Below are 13,425 nucleotides of genomic sequence, written 5' to 3'. Positions count from 1 at the left end.
GGGTGCTCGCCGCCGCGTTCGTCGTGTCGGTACTGCTGGGCATCGGCATCGGGTGGGGCATGTACGGCAACACCAAGTCGCCGCTGGACTTCACCACGGACCCCGGGGCCAAGCCCGACGGAGTCGCCGCCGTCGTGCTGACCCCGCCCACCCAACTGCACTCGGTCGGCGGCCTGACGGGACTGCTCGAGCAAACACGCAAACGCTTCGGCGACGCGATGGGCTACCGGCTGGTGATCTATCCGACGTACGCGGTGCTCGACCGGCCCGATCCCTCCGACGATCGCCGCGTGTTGGCCTACAGCTACCGCGGCGGCTGGGGCGACCCGACGAGCTCCGCCAAGAGTTCCGCGGACGGGCCCTTTCCGGTGGACCTGAGCAAGTTCGACGTCACGGCGACGGTGGGCATCATGCGCGGAGCCCCGCAGACCCTCCACATGAAGCCGTCGGACGTCAAGACCGAATACCTCAACATCGAGCCGGCGACCGACCCGACCACCCCCGGCGCCCTGTCGTTGTCGCTGTACGTCTCCAGCGACTACGGTGGTGGCTACATCGTCTTCGCAGGTGACGGCACCGTGAAGCAACTGAATCTGCCGTCTTAACCGCCGCGATCCGGCCCCGCTGCCGGCGCGATTCGATTCCGCGCACCCGGACTAATAGCCGACTAACAACCGGTGGTGTTGTGGCGAATATATCGAGACGATACGATGACGCGAGGCGTCGAACCGTCGTAACCGGCCGTGCAAAGGAGGTGATTCGATGCTTGAGCTCGCCATCCTGGGCCTGCTGATCGAATCGCCGATGCATGGGTACGAGTTGCGCAAAAGGTTGACCGGTCTCCTCGGCGCGTTCCGTGCGTTCTCGTACGGTTCGCTGTACCCCGCCCTCCGGCGGATGCAGGCCGAAGGCTTGATCGCCGAAGACGCCGCCCCGGCCGGCACGCCGGTCCGTCGGGCGCGGCGCGTCTACCAGCTAACCGACGAAGGACGACGTCGGTTCGGTGAGCTGGTGGCCGACACCGGTCCGCACAACTACACGGACGACGGCTTCGGGGTGCACCTGGCATTCTTCAACCGGACTCCGGCGGAGGCGCGCATGCGCATCCTGGAGGGTCGCCGCCGTCAGGTTGAGGAGCGGCGCGAAGGCCTGCGCGAAGCCGTGGCGCGGGCCAGCAGCTCGTTCGATCGCTACACCCGCCAACTTCACCAGCTGGGGCTCGAGTCCAGCGAGCGCGAAGTGAAGTGGCTCAACGAGCTCATTGCTGCGGAGCGGGCGATGCCCGGCCTCTCCGAGCAGACGTAAAACCCCTGCACGAAATTCATCAGCTGCGACACAGAGTTATCGAGTTAGGAGAACGCCCTTATGAGTGACCAGAACGCGCCAATCGCGTCGACGGAGGTACGAGTCGCCATTGTCGGCGTCGGTAACTGCGCGTCTTCGCTGGTACAGGGCGTCGAGTACTACCAGAACGCCGACGAGAACAGCACTGTGCCCGGTCTGATGCACGTCAAGTTCGGCCAGTACCACGTGCGCGACGTCAAGTTCGTCGCCGCCTTCGACGTGGACGCCAAGAAGGTCGGCTTCGACCTCTCCGACGCGATCTTCGCCTCGGAGAACAACACGATCAAGATCGCCGACGTGCCGCCCACCAACGTGGTGGTGCAGCGCGGCCCCACGCTGGACGGCATCGGCAAGTACTACGCCGACACCATCGAGCTCTCGGACGTCGAGCCGGTCGATGTGGTCAAGGCGCTCAAGGACGCCGAGGTCGACGTGCTGGTGTCCTACCTGCCCGTCGGTTCGGAAGAGGCCGACAAGTTCTACGCGCAGTGCGCCATCGACGCGGGTGTGGCGTTCGTCAACGCGCTGCCGGTGTTCATCGCCTCGGACCCGGTATGGGCCAAGAAGTTCGCCGACGCGGGCGTGCCGATCGTGGGCGACGACATCAAGAGCCAGGTCGGCGCCACCATCACCCACCGGGTGATGGCCAAGCTGTTCGAGGACCGCGGCGTGCAGTTGGACCGCACCATGCAGCTCAACGTCGGCGGCAACATGGACTTCCTCAACATGCTCGAGCGTGAGCGGCTGGAGTCCAAGAAGATCTCCAAGACGCAGGCCGTCACCTCCAACCTGCAACGCGAGTTCAAGACCAAGGATGTGCACATCGGCCCGTCCGACCACGTCGGCTGGCTCGACGACCGCAAGTGGGCCTATGTGCGGCTGGAGGGTCGCGCGTTCGGTGACGTGCCGCTGAACCTGGAGTACAAGCTCGAGGTGTGGGACTCGCCGAACTCGGCGGGCGTCATCATCGACGCGGTCCGGGCGGCCAAGATCGCCAAGGACCGCGGCATCGGCGGCCCGGTGATCCCGGCGTCGGCCTACCTGATGAAGAGCCCGCCGCAGCAGCTTCCCGACGACGTCGCGCGCGCGCAGCTCGAAGAGTTCATCATCGAGGGCTAAGAGGTCTGCTTAACCCGCGGGCGTAACGTCACGGCGCCTTCCCCCTTCGGAATTCGCCACGGCGTTGCGCTCGCGGCCGCTGGAGCCATTTCCTCCCCACTTCGCTGTGCGAGTGCTTAGCATCATCTCTCGATGGCTGTGCAACCCGCCGCATTCCTGCGCACGACCCTCCCGCTGGACCTGTCCCGGCTGGAGGAGCTGGACAGCGGCCGGTACCACTCGATCTGGCTGCCTGACCACATGGTCAGCTTCTGGCCCGACTCGATCTGGACCCCCGAGTTCACCGACCTGGCCACCGCTTCCCCGTCGCCGCACCGCCACCTCGACGGGCTGGCGGTAGCCGCCGCGGCCGCCGTCCTGACGGAGAACGTGCCGATCGTGAGCGCCGTCGTCGACACGGTGCGCCGCCACCCCAGCCTGCTGGCCCAGACGGCGCTCACGATCGACCACCTCGCCAAGGGCCGTTTCATCCTCGGCCTGGGCAGCGGTGAGAGCGAGAACACCCTGCCCTACGGCTTCGACTTCTCCCGGCCGGTCAGCCGCTTCGAAGAAGCTCTCACGGTGATCCGGCTGCTCTGGAACAGCGACCGCCCGGTCGATTTCGACGGGCAGTTCTACTCGCTGCGCCATGCCCGGCTGGACGCCGAACCCTACGCGGGCCGGCCGCCGCAGATCTGGATCGGCGCCAGCGGCCCGCGGATGCTGGACGTCGCAGGCCGGCACGCGGACGGATGGTGGCCCGCCGGCGCCTGGACACCAGAACACTATGCCGAAATGCTCTGTGCGGTAAGGAGATCCGCCGAACGCGTCGGCCGTGATCCGCAGGCGATCACACCGTGCTTCATTCAGGTATGTCTGATCGGCGAGGACGAGAACGCCCTCGCCGAGATCCTCCAAGCACCCCTGGTCAAGGCGTTCCTGCTGCAAGTGTCGGCGGAAACGCTGCGCGGCTTCGGGTTCGACCACCCGATGGGCGATCGGTGGCGGGGATTTCAAGACATCGACCCGGCGGTGCTCACCCGCGAACGGATCCTGGAATTCCTCGCCAAAGCGCGGCCCGAGATGGTGCTGGCCGCCGTCCCGCACGGGACGCCGACGCAGGTGGCCAAGATCGTCAAGACGTACGTCGACGCGGGACTGCGCGTACCCAAGATCCTGGACTACGGCGCGATGGCCGGCCTGAGCTACGCCGAGGCCTCGGCCGCCAACGTGCGCGCCACCGAAGACGAACTGATGCGGCTGTGCGGCGGGCGGGTGTGACGATGTCCCTGGACGCCGCCCAGCTGCTCGCCGACGCGGAGACCGAAACCGGACTGCGCGACTATGGCGATCCCACCTTGCCGCAACGCTTCACCGTCGCGGTCGACCATCTCAACCGCCTCGGCATGGACGCCGAGGGCAACCGGCAGGCGGCACAGGTGTGTCGATGGCTGCTGACGTCGCGGCTCGAATTCATCGAAGACCGCAACCGCTACCCGATCGCCGACGAGGTGATCGACGGGCCGATGTTCGTCACCGGCGAGCCCCGTTCGGGCACAACGCTCATGCACGCCCTGATGTCCGTCGACCCGCGCGCTCGGGCGCTGCGCTTCTGGGAGGTGATGTATCCGTCACCACCGCCGGGTCTGGCCGGCCCCGGCGACGACCGCAGGGAACGGGCCGACGCGGACTGGCGCGAGATCAACGCCAAGATGCCCAAGTGGCTGCACAGCCACCCGTACAACGACATGCTGGGCGACGGCCTGCCCGAGGACGAGCGCACCTGGGCGTTCGACTTCCGGGTGATGACGCCGACGGCCTGGTGGCGCGTGCCGATGCAGTCGCTGGTCGGCGGGTTGGCCACCGATCCGGCGGCGCAATACCGGCTGCACAAGGCCATGCTGCAACAGCTGCAATACCGTCGGGCCCGAAAATACTGGGTGCTGAAGGGCTTTCACGGCTTCCGCCTCAAGGAACTCTTCGACACCTATGCCGACGCACACCTGATGTGGCTACACCGCGACCCCGTCCAAGTCGCCGCGTCGCGCACCATGATGATGGCCGACATCGCCGAAGGCATCGTCGGTCCGGTCGACCTGCACGCCGAAGCGAAGAAGCACCTCGAGATGACTCGGGCCAGCATTGCCAACACGATGAGCAATCCGTTGGTCGACGATCCCCGCATCTTGCACGTGCGCTACGCCGACTTCGTCGGCGACCACATCGGCACCGTTCGGCGCTACTACGAGTTCTGCGGTCGCGAGCTGTCGGACGACGCCGAAGCGACAATGCGCGCCTACCTGGCCGACAACCGGGGCGACCGCTACGGCAAATTCCGCTACTCCACCCAGTTGCTGACCGACATCGGCGAGGACCTGGAGGCGCTGCACGCCGAATTCCGGCCTTTTCGAGAGCGATTCGGTGTCGCCATCGAGAGCCGCGCCTGACATGACCGGTCCGCACCACCGCCTGTCGGTGCACAACGTCACCTTCCAAGGCGAGTCGCTGGCCGAACTGGAAGCTCATTGGGCGGCACTCGGCGTGTCCCGGCTCAGCATCCTGGACGCCCAGCTGCTGGAGCCGCACTTCCCGATGTTGCTCCACGGCAACGCATATTCGGTCGAAGCCGTCTATCACCTGTTCGCCGGCGGCAAGCTGTCCGGCGAACCGCACGCCGCCCGTGACGCGCTGTCCGCCGTGATCGACGCGGCCGCCGCCGTCGGGGCCCGCACCGTCTACCTGCTCACCGGCGGGCGCGGTGACCTCACCTGGGCTCAGGCCGCGGACCGCTTTTGCGCGATGGTCGGCCCCTGCGCGAGTCAGGCCAAGGCGGCCGGGGTGGCGCTGGCCATCGAGAATGCGTCAAGCCTGTACGCCGACATCCACCTGGCCCACACGCTGCGCGACGCCGTCACGCTGGCCGAGATGGCCGACCTGAGTGTATGCATCGACGTGTTTCACTGTTGGGCGGAGGGGGATTTGGAGGCGATGGTGCAGCGGGCCCTACCGCGGACGGCGCTGATCCAGCTGAGCGACTATGTGCTCGGCGACCGGGCGCTACCGGCCAGGGCGGTACCGGGCGACGGAACGATCCCGCTGGAAGCCATCGTCGCCCAGGCGCTAACCGGCGGCTACTCCCACGGTTTCGACCTGGAACTGATCGGTCCCCGCATCGACCGGGAGGGACACCTGGAAGCCGCGCAACGCGCATGCGTAGTCGTCAGCGCGATGCTCGAGAGGCTCGGTGCGTGAGCATGGCCTTCGGCGACGGGCCCGACGACGCGGCGCTGCAGCAGGCCTGGACGGAATTCTGCGCGCGGCTGCAGCGAGCGGGCGAGCAGGCCTTCAAGCAGGCCAACCCGGTGTCGGGCGCCCATCGGGTCGACGCCTACCGGTTCCTCACCCAAAATCTCGGCCAGGCCTTCGATCTGGCGCTCGAAACGCGTGACACCCGCTACCCGGTGCTGCACACCTTCTGCGGCCCGACCCGCAAGCTGGGCGGCGACTGCGCCGACTTTACTTACCAGCAGGCGTGGATCGACGGGCGGTCGACCTACCGCCTCGTCGGGACGCGTGGCACTGCAAGGTTTTTCAACGTCACGGTTCAGGGGCCACGTACGTCTGGCCCGGGCGTGCTGCACGAGCCGTTCGGTGACATACCGGAGGCCAACCTGCTCGGTCATCAGCTTCAGGTCGGCGATGGCGGGGAAATCGAGCTTTACATCGGCGGACCCGAGCGCGGGCCGAACTGGCTGCCCACCACTACCGGCTCGCGGAAACTGTTCATTCGCCAGGGTTTCGACCGCTGGGACGAGCTGCCCGCGCAGGTTCGCATCGAACGAATCGACATGGACTACCCCAAGCCGTTGCCGTTGACGCCCGAGATGGTCGAGGCGATGCGCTGGGCGGGCGACTTCGTCACTGGCCTGATGGCGGACTGGCCCGAGTTCCCCTTCACCTACGGCGGCGTCGACCCCAACCGCCCCAACTCCTTTCCGCAAGTCGACGCGACCGACGCCGACGCCAGGCGCGGGCGGGCCGCCGCCAACATGTATTGGGAACTCGCGGACGACGAGGCGCTGATCCTCGAATTCGGCGCCCACGCCGGATTGTGGATGCTGACCAATATGGGCGTCTTTTTCAACAGCATGGATTACCTGTACCGGCCGGTGAGCTACACGCCGAGTCGCACGAAGACCGACGCAGACGGCCGCATCCGTCTCGTCATGGCGCATCGTGATCCGGGCGTGCACAACTGGATCGACACCCAGGGCTTCGCGTGCGGCAACCTGACCTACCGGCACATGCTCGAGGGCGCACCGGCCGCGCTGAACACCCAAGTCGTCAAGCACGACGAACTGCTCGCCGCCCTGCCGGCAGACACCGCCCTGGTGAGCCCCGCCGAGCGCACGGCGGCGATGTGGGAGCGCTTTCGCGGCATCCGCCGTCGTTACCTCCTGTAGACGAGGGGCTAGTTTTAGGTCGTGGCCGAAATCTCCGAAGACGAACTCGACGGGCTCGACGAGTTCTCGCTGTTATCCGAAAATGCCGAGCAAGCCGGCGTTGCCGGCCCGCTGCCGGACGTGCAACGCGTGGAGGCGGGCGCCGGTGAGGACAAGATCAGCGCGCTGCGGTGGGGTGGTGCCGCCCCGCGGGTCGTCTTCCTGCACGGCGGCGGCCAGAACGCCCACACCTGGGATACCGTCATCGTCGGCCTGGGCGAACCCGCACTCGCCGTGGATCTGCCGGGGCACGGCCATTCGGCATGGCGCGAGGACGGCGACTACTCGCCGCAGCTGAACGCCGACGCCTTGTTGCCCGCGGTGCGCGAGCACGCGCCCAGCGCCGATCTTGTCGTGGGCATGTCGCTGGGTGGGTTGACCGCGATACGGCTGGCCGCCGTGGCACCGGAACTGGTAAACGAACTCGTCCTGATCGACGTCACCCCGTCGGCGCTGCAGCGCCACTCGGAGATGACTAAGGAACAACAGGGCACCGTGGCGCTCATGCACGGCGAACGCGAATTCCCCAGCTTCCAGGCCATGCTGGATTTGACGATCGCCGCGGCCCCGCATCGCGAGGTGAAGGCGCTGCGCCGCGGCGTCTTTCACAACTCGCGCCGGCTGGAAAACGGCAACTGGACGTGGCGCTACGACGCCATCCGCAAGTTCCCCGACTTCGACGTCCTGTGGGAGGACGTGGACAGGCTTTCTGCACCCATCACCCTCATCCGCGGCGGCAACTCGGGATTCGTCAGCGACGACGATGCCGCGGAATTAAGCCGTCGCACAAGACATTTCCGAACCGCGCACGTTGTGACGGGCTCCGGGCACTCCGTGCAAAGCGACCAGCCGCTGGCCCTGATCGAGCTGCTGCGCGGGGTGCTCGACGCGCGGTGAGCCTACGGTGGGCACATGACTTCTGATCTGCCCGTCCGCATCGGTGTGCAACTACAACCTCAGCACGCGCCCCAGTACCGCCAAATCCGCGACGCCGTGCGCCGCTGCGAGGACATCGGGGTCGACATCGCGTTCAACTGGGACCACTTCTTCCCCCTCTACGGGGATCCCGACGGCGCGCATTTCGAATGCTGGACCGTGCTCGGGGCCTGGGCCGAACAGACCTCGCGCATTCAGATCGGCGTGCTGGTCACCTGCAATTCCTACCGAAATCCCGAACTGCTGGCCGACATGGCCCGGACCGTCGACCACATCTGCGGCGGCCGGCTCGTGCTGGGGATCGGCTCGGGCTGGCAGCAGAAGGACTACGACGAATACGGCTATGAGTTCGGCACCGCCGGCAGCCGTCTGGACGATCTCGCCGGCGCGCTTCCCAGGATCAAGGCGCGGCTGGCCAAGCTGAATCCGCTGCCGACCCGCGACATCCCGATCCTGATCGGTGGCGGCGGCGAGCGGAAGACGCTGCGGCTGGTCGCCGAGTACGCCGACATGTGGCACAGCTTCACCTCCGCCGACGAGTTCCCGGCGAAGTCCGATGTCTTGACCCGGCACTGCGCCGACGTCGGCCGCGACCCGGCCAGCATCGAACGCTCGGCCGCCGTTCAGGTCCGCGGCGCGCTGGTCGAGAATGCCGAAAGGCTCGTCGACCTCGGCGTGACGCTGCTGACGGTGGGGTGTGACGGTCCGGATTACGACCTAAGCGCGGCGGAAGCGCTGTGCCGGTGGCGCGATGGTCGTTAAGGCCTTTCGCCGCAAGATTCCTCCGTCAAACGCCGGAAAATACGAGCCAACTCGTGAGAAACTTCTCGCGCTAGTTGGCCGAACCGGGTTTGAAAGAGACTCAACAACGCATGCCGAAGAAATACGGGGTCAAAGAAAAGGACCTGGTTGTTTCGCACATCCTGCACCTCTTGCTGACGGGAAAGCTGCGCAGCGGCGACCGCGTCGATCGCAATGAGATCGCGCTGGGCCTGGGCGTGAGCCGCGTTCCCATTCAAGAGGCGTTGGTGCAACTCGAACACGACGGCATTGTCTCCACCCGCTACCACCGGGGGGCGTTCGTGGAGCGGTTCGACGAAGCGACCGTCCTCGAGCATCACGAACTCGAGGGCCTGCTCAACGGCATCGCCTCCGCGCGAGCGGCCACGAGTCCGACTCCGCGGATCCTGGGTCAGCTGGACGCGTTGATGCGATCGCTGCGCGCCGCCAAGGATTCGCGGGCCTTCTGCGACATCGCGGCGGAATACCGGCGCACGATCAACGACGAATACGCCGGGCCGCGGTTACACGCCACGATCCGCGCCTCGCAGAACCTGGTGCCCCGGGTGTTCTGGCTGATCTATCAAGGCAGCCGGGAAGAGATCCTCCCGTTTTATGAAGAGGAGACGTCGGCGATCAACCGGCGCGACCCCGAGGCCGCCCGGGCCGCGTGCGTCGGCCGCTCCTATCTGATGGCACAGACCATGCTGGCCGAACTTTCCCGGCGCCGGGTGTTCACCGCACCCGACGACATGGATCCGGTGGTGCCGGAACCGCTCGAAGTGCTCGCCGACGCCGAAGCCGTGGGCGTCGAGCCACTCGCGATCTAGAGGGGACGCTCCCCCGACGAAGCCGCCGTCGGGTCGATACGGTGGCAGGGATGAATGCCCGCGCGTTCCGAAGCACCCAGCGCCGCGGAAGGCTGTTCGGACTGGCCGCGACGATGCTGTTGGTGTGCGGCATGGCATTAGGCGGCCCGGCCACCCCCGCGGCTGCCGATTGGAACCAGTGCGCGCCCTCCGGCGTGGAGAGCGCCAGGGCCCTGCCCAAAGATCTGACCGAGAGTCAGCCCACCCCCCAGGAGGACCGGGACACGACCAACTCCGTCGAGCCGCTCAGCTCCGTCGACGTCGGCGCGCTCGGCCTCGGCACACCGGGCGTGCTGACGGTGGGCACCCTGTCGGACGCCCCGCCCAACATCTGCATCAATCCGACCGGTGAATTCAGCGGCTTCGACAACTTGCTCCTGCGCGCCATCGCCGACAAGCTGCATCTGCAGCTCCGCTTCGTCAGCACGGACTTCTCCGCCCTGCTGGCTCAGGTGGCGTCCCGGCGTTTCGACGTCGGCTCGGCATCGGTGAAGGCGACCGACCAGCGCCGCCGGACCGTAGCGTTCACCAACGGCTACGACTTCGGCTTCTACTCCCTCGTGGTGCCCCCCGGCTCGCCGATCCACAAGTTCAGCGACCTGGCGGCCGGTCAGCGCATCGGCGTGGTCCAGGGCACCGTCGAGGAGTCGTATGTCGTGGACACCCTGCATCTGCAACCGGTGAAGTACCCCGGCTTCGCCACCCTGTATGCCAGTCTCAAGACCCGTCAGATCGATGCGTGGGTGGCGCCCGGAACCCTCGCCTCGACCGTCATCCGCCCGGGCGATCCGGCCGTCACGGTCGCGAACACTTTCAGCCCAGGCAATTTCGTGGCCTACGCGGTCGCGAAAGAGAACAAGCCGCTGATCGACGCGCTGAATTCCGGACTGGATGCGGTGATCGCCGATGGCACCTGGGCCAAGCTGTACTGCCAATGGGTACCGCGGACGCTGCCGCCCGGGTGGAAACCCGGATCGAAAGCCGCGCCCGCCCCGAACCTGCCCGACTTCGCGGCGATCGCCGCGAGCCAGCACCGCACCGCGACGGGACCGGCTGCACCCAAATCGACCCTGGCGCAGTTGCGCGATTCGTTCTTCGACTGGGAGATGTACCGACGAGCCATCCCGGTTCTGCTCACGACCGGGCTGCCCAACACGCTCATCCTGACCAACAGCGCCATCGTGATCGGCCTCGCTCTCGGGATGGTGCTGGCCATGGCGGGCATCTCGCACCGGCGCTGGCTGCGCTGGCCGGCGCGGGTGTACACCGATATCTTCCGGGGCCTGCCCGAAGTGGTGATCATCCTGCTGATCGGAATGGGGGTCGGGCCGTTGGTCGGCGGGCTGACCAACAAGAATCCCTATCCCCTGGGAATTGCGGCATTGGGATTGATGGCCGCCGCCTATATCGGTGAAATCCTGCGCTCCGGAATCCAAAGCGTGGACCCTGGCCAGTTGGAGGCCGCCAGGGCGCTGGGCTTCAGCTATACGACCGCGATGCGGCTCGTGGTGGTGCCACAGGGAATACGGCGGGTGCTGCCCGCACTGGTCAATCAATTCATCGGGCTGCTGAAGGCCTCCGCGTTGGTGTACTTCCTCGGCCTGATCGCCGACCAGCGCGAGCTTTTCCAGGTGGGCCGCGATTTGAATGCCCAGACGGGGAGCCTGTCGCCGTTGGTGGCCGCGGGCCTCTTCTATTTGATATTGACCATTCCGTTAACGCATCTGGTGAATTACATCGACGCGCGTCTGCGCCGCGGGCGGCGCGCCCCCGATCCGGACGACACTCCGGGCATGCTCACCACGACGTTCGGCCAGGAGATCACGTGAACATGGGCCGCGCGCCGGTCTCCCTGTCCGCCAAAGACATTCATCAGACCCTAGGCGGCAACAAGGTGCTGCGCGGTGTGGATTTCGAGGCCCCTGCGGGCACCACCGTCGCCGTCATCGGTCCGTCCGGATCGGGCAAGTCGACGCTGCTGCGGACCTTGAACCGGCTGCACGAACCGGACAGCGGCGACATCCTGCTGGACGGCCGGTCGGTATTGCGCGACGATCCCAACAAGCTCCGCCAGCGCATCGGCATGGTGTTCCAGCATTTCAACCTCTTCCCGCACCTGAGTGTCCTGAAGAACGTTGCGATGGCGCCCCGCAAGTTGCACCGCCTGCCCGCCGACGAAGCCCGCCACTTGGCCCTGGCCCAATTGGAGCGAGTTGGCCTGAAGCACAAGGCCGATGCGCGGCCGGGCATGTTGTCCGGCGGCCAGCAGCAACGGGTCGCGATCGCCCGCGCATTAGCCATGTCGCCACAAGTGATGTTCTTCGACGAGGCCACTTCCGCGCTGGATCCCGAAATGGTGAAAGGGATTCTGCAACTCATCGCCGACCTCGGCGCCGACGGCATGACGATGATCGTGGTCACCCACGAAATGGGCTTCGCCCGCTCGGCATCCGACACGGTCGTCTTCATGGATAGGGGCAAGGTCGTGGAATCCGGTCCCCCGGAGCAGATTTTCGAGGCCGCGCGGACCGAACGTTTACAGCGATTCTTGTCCCAAGTACTTTGACCGTCCCCTCGGTTCTAATTAGTAGGCTTAGCTAGCTTGTCCCCGCCTGATATCGCGTTAGACTCCCCGTTTATGGCGGACAGCGAATCCACCGCGGCCGATGTGACCGAGCTTGCGGAAGGTTTGCACCGTGCGCTGTCCAAATTGTTTTCGATTCTGCGTCGTGGGGACCCGAGCGGCGCTGCCGCGGGAGAACTGACACTGGCGCAACTGTCGATCCTGGTCACCTTGCTGGATCAGGGGCCGATTCGGATGACCGACCTGGCGGCCCATGAACGGGTGCGGACTCCCACCACGACGGTGGCGATCCGCCGGCTGGAGAAGCTCGGTCTGGTGAAACGCTCGCGCGACCCGTCCGACCTGCGTGCGGTGCTGGTCGACATCACTCCGCGCGGACGGGCGGTGCATGGCGAATCCCTGGCCAACCGGCGCGCATCCCTGGCGGCGATGCTCAGTCAGCTCCCCCCGGCCGTCTGGGGGAGTGGCCACCACATTGGCTACCGCGGCAGCGACCGTCTCTGGCTTGAGAAACTTAGCGGCGTCGTACGCGCCGCCCTCGAATGCGACGAGTTCGCGCTGCATTTCGGTGTCTGTGCGGCCGGGATAGACCGTGGTCACCCGCAGCTGCGGTTCGTCGGCCCGCAGTGAGTCGGCGAAGGCGCGCAACGCGAACTTGCTCGCCGAGTAGGAGGCCATCCCGGGCGAAACGTTGCGTCCCGCACCCGAATTGATGAAGATCACCTGTCCGCGGGCGCTCCGCAGGGCCGGCAGCAGCACCAGCGTAAGTTCCACCGGTCCAAGCACATTGACGGCGAAGGTGGCACGCCACTCATCCACGTTGGACTCCGCGACGTGACCGGGGAAGGACACGCCTGCGTTGTGCACCAGCACGTCGAGTTCATCCACGATCTCGCAGGTGGCCTCGATCTCGGAGGGGTCGGTCAGGTCCAGCGGGAAGGTCGTCGCGTCGAGCCGCTCCGCCACGGCGTCCAGCCGGTCGGACGGCCGACCGGCAAGCAGCAGGGTGTGGGTGGGGGCCAGCGCCGTGGCGATCGCGGCACCGATGCCGCCGCCTGCGCCTGTGATGAGTGCAGTGGGCATGCAAGATAGTCTACGGGTGCCAGGAAATCCGTTGTCTGGCAGGTGTTTTCACGCCTCTTTGGCTGCCGCGGGTTCGCCGGCGGGCCCCGGGGCCGGCTCGCCGCAGGCCAGCCGCTCCAGCGGAGCCAGCGCTTGCATCAGGGTGCCCAGATCGGCCGGGGGGAGCTGACTGAGCATCGCCGCCAGGGATGCGCGCCGGTTGGCCAGGGATTCGCCATGCACCGCCCGT

At 66.6% G+C, this 13,425-nt stretch carries 12 protein-coding genes and 3 pseudogenes; 13 read left to right on the top strand and 2 right to left on the bottom strand.

The window, feature by feature from the left end:
• From A9X05_RS10835 to A9X05_RS29575, 13 genes and pseudogenes are all read left to right on the top strand, one after another.
• Positions 1-605: hypothetical protein (locus tag A9X05_RS10835; protein WP_067781186.1), on the top strand; the 605-nt coding region annotated here is incomplete at its 5' end.
• A gap of 157 nt (positions 606-762) precedes the next feature.
• Positions 763-1,305, top strand: a complete 543-nt coding sequence (locus A9X05_RS10830; RefSeq protein ID WP_003874738.1) for a PadR family transcriptional regulator — start codon at positions 763-765, stop codon at positions 1,303-1,305.
• Between the two features lie 60 nt (positions 1,306-1,365).
• Positions 1,366-2,463, top strand: a complete 1,098-nt coding sequence (locus tag A9X05_RS10825) for an inositol-3-phosphate synthase (protein ID WP_067268555.1) — start codon at positions 1,366-1,368, stop codon at positions 2,461-2,463.
• Between the two features lie 132 nt (positions 2,464-2,595).
• Entirely contained in the window at positions 2,596-3,723 is a 1,128-nt protein-coding gene (locus tag A9X05_RS10820) for an LLM class flavin-dependent oxidoreductase (protein ID WP_067781183.1), read from the top strand.
• Entirely contained in the window at positions 3,720-4,889 is a 1,170-nt protein-coding gene (locus A9X05_RS10815; protein ID WP_067781189.1) for a sulfotransferase, read from the top strand. The genes A9X05_RS10820 and A9X05_RS10815 overlap by 4 nt, the downstream gene beginning before the upstream one ends.
• Before the next feature lies 1 nt (position 4,890).
• Entirely contained in the window at positions 4,891-5,694 is an 804-nt protein-coding gene (locus A9X05_RS10810; RefSeq protein ID WP_067781180.1) for a sugar phosphate isomerase/epimerase, read from the top strand.
• A 2-nt stretch (positions 5,695-5,696) separates the two neighbouring features.
• Positions 5,697-6,905 carry a DUF1214 domain-containing protein gene (locus A9X05_RS10805; protein ID WP_067781177.1) on the top strand — a complete coding sequence of 403 codons (1,209 nt, stop codon included), beginning with the start codon at positions 5,697-5,699 and terminating at the stop codon, positions 6,903-6,905.
• 21 nt (positions 6,906-6,926) lie between these two features.
• On the top strand, positions 6,927-7,841 hold the full coding sequence (locus A9X05_RS10800; RefSeq protein ID WP_067781174.1) for an alpha/beta fold hydrolase: 915 nt from the start codon (positions 6,927-6,929) through the stop codon (positions 7,839-7,841).
• A gap of 15 nt (positions 7,842-7,856) precedes the next feature.
• A complete protein-coding gene (locus A9X05_RS10795; protein WP_067781170.1) occupies positions 7,857-8,642 on the top strand; it encodes an LLM class F420-dependent oxidoreductase in 786 nt (261 codons plus the stop codon).
• A 110-nt stretch (positions 8,643-8,752) separates the two neighbouring features.
• Positions 8,753-9,490 carry a GntR family transcriptional regulator gene (locus A9X05_RS10790; RefSeq protein ID WP_067761408.1) on the top strand — a complete coding sequence of 246 codons (738 nt, stop codon included), beginning with the start codon at positions 8,753-8,755 and terminating at the stop codon, positions 9,488-9,490.
• 50 nt (positions 9,491-9,540) lie between these two features.
• The gene (locus A9X05_RS10785) at positions 9,541-11,358 is read left to right on the top strand and encodes an ABC transporter substrate-binding protein/permease (protein ID WP_067781167.1); all 1,818 of its coding nucleotides are present in this window, start codon (positions 9,541-9,543) and stop codon (positions 11,356-11,358) included.
• Between the two features lie 2 nt (positions 11,359-11,360).
• Positions 11,361-12,095, top strand: a complete 735-nt coding sequence (locus A9X05_RS10780; RefSeq protein ID WP_067756191.1) for an amino acid ABC transporter ATP-binding protein — start codon at positions 11,361-11,363, stop codon at positions 12,093-12,095.
• Between the two features lie 72 nt (positions 12,096-12,167).
• Positions 12,168-12,560: pseudogene (locus tag A9X05_RS29575) on the top strand (MarR family winged helix-turn-helix transcriptional regulator); the annotation flags it as partial.
• 3 nt (positions 12,561-12,563) lie between these two features.
• On the opposite strand, the pseudogene A9X05_RS10775 reads toward A9X05_RS29575, so the two are convergent.
• Together A9X05_RS10775 and A9X05_RS10770 are read right to left on the bottom strand one after the other, a co-directional pair.
• Positions 12,564-13,196: pseudogene (locus A9X05_RS10775) on the bottom strand (SDR family oxidoreductase); the annotation flags it as partial.
• A gap of 48 nt (positions 13,197-13,244) precedes the next feature.
• Positions 13,245-13,425: pseudogene (locus A9X05_RS10770) on the bottom strand (MarR family transcriptional regulator); the annotation flags it as partial.

The organism is Mycobacterium sp. E3298, assembly GCF_001666895.1.
In the GTDB taxonomy this organism is placed as follows: Bacteria; Actinomycetota; Actinomycetes; order Mycobacteriales; family Mycobacteriaceae; genus Mycobacterium.
This window is presented reverse-complemented; position numbering and strand designations above follow the sequence as displayed.

What these genes read in the sequence shown, in the direction of transcription:
- A9X05_RS10830 (WP_003874738.1), top strand. Translation starts at nt 763, where the DNA reads ATGCTTGAGCTCGCCATCCTGGGCCTGCTGATCGAATCGCCGATGCAT.
- A9X05_RS10825 (WP_067268555.1), top strand. Translation starts at nt 1,366, where the DNA reads ATGAGTGACCAGAACGCGCCAATCGCGTCGACGGAGGTACGAGTCGCC.
- A9X05_RS10820 (WP_067781183.1), top strand. Translation starts at nt 2,596, where the DNA reads ATGGCTGTGCAACCCGCCGCATTCCTGCGCACGACCCTCCCGCTGGAC.
- A9X05_RS10810 (WP_067781180.1), top strand. Translation starts at nt 4,891, where the DNA reads ATGACCGGTCCGCACCACCGCCTGTCGGTGCACAACGTCACCTTCCAA.
- A9X05_RS10805 (WP_067781177.1), top strand. Translation starts at nt 5,697, where the DNA reads ATGGCCTTCGGCGACGGGCCCGACGACGCGGCGCTGCAGCAGGCCTGG.
- A9X05_RS10795 (WP_067781170.1), top strand. Translation starts at nt 7,857, where the DNA reads ATGACTTCTGATCTGCCCGTCCGCATCGGTGTGCAACTACAACCTCAG.
- A9X05_RS10790 (WP_067761408.1), top strand. Translation starts at nt 8,753, where the DNA reads ATGCCGAAGAAATACGGGGTCAAAGAAAAGGACCTGGTTGTTTCGCAC.
- A9X05_RS10785 (WP_067781167.1), top strand. Translation starts at nt 9,541, where the DNA reads ATGAATGCCCGCGCGTTCCGAAGCACCCAGCGCCGCGGAAGGCTGTTC.
- A9X05_RS10780 (WP_067756191.1), top strand. Translation starts at nt 11,361, where the DNA reads ATGGGCCGCGCGCCGGTCTCCCTGTCCGCCAAAGACATTCATCAGACC.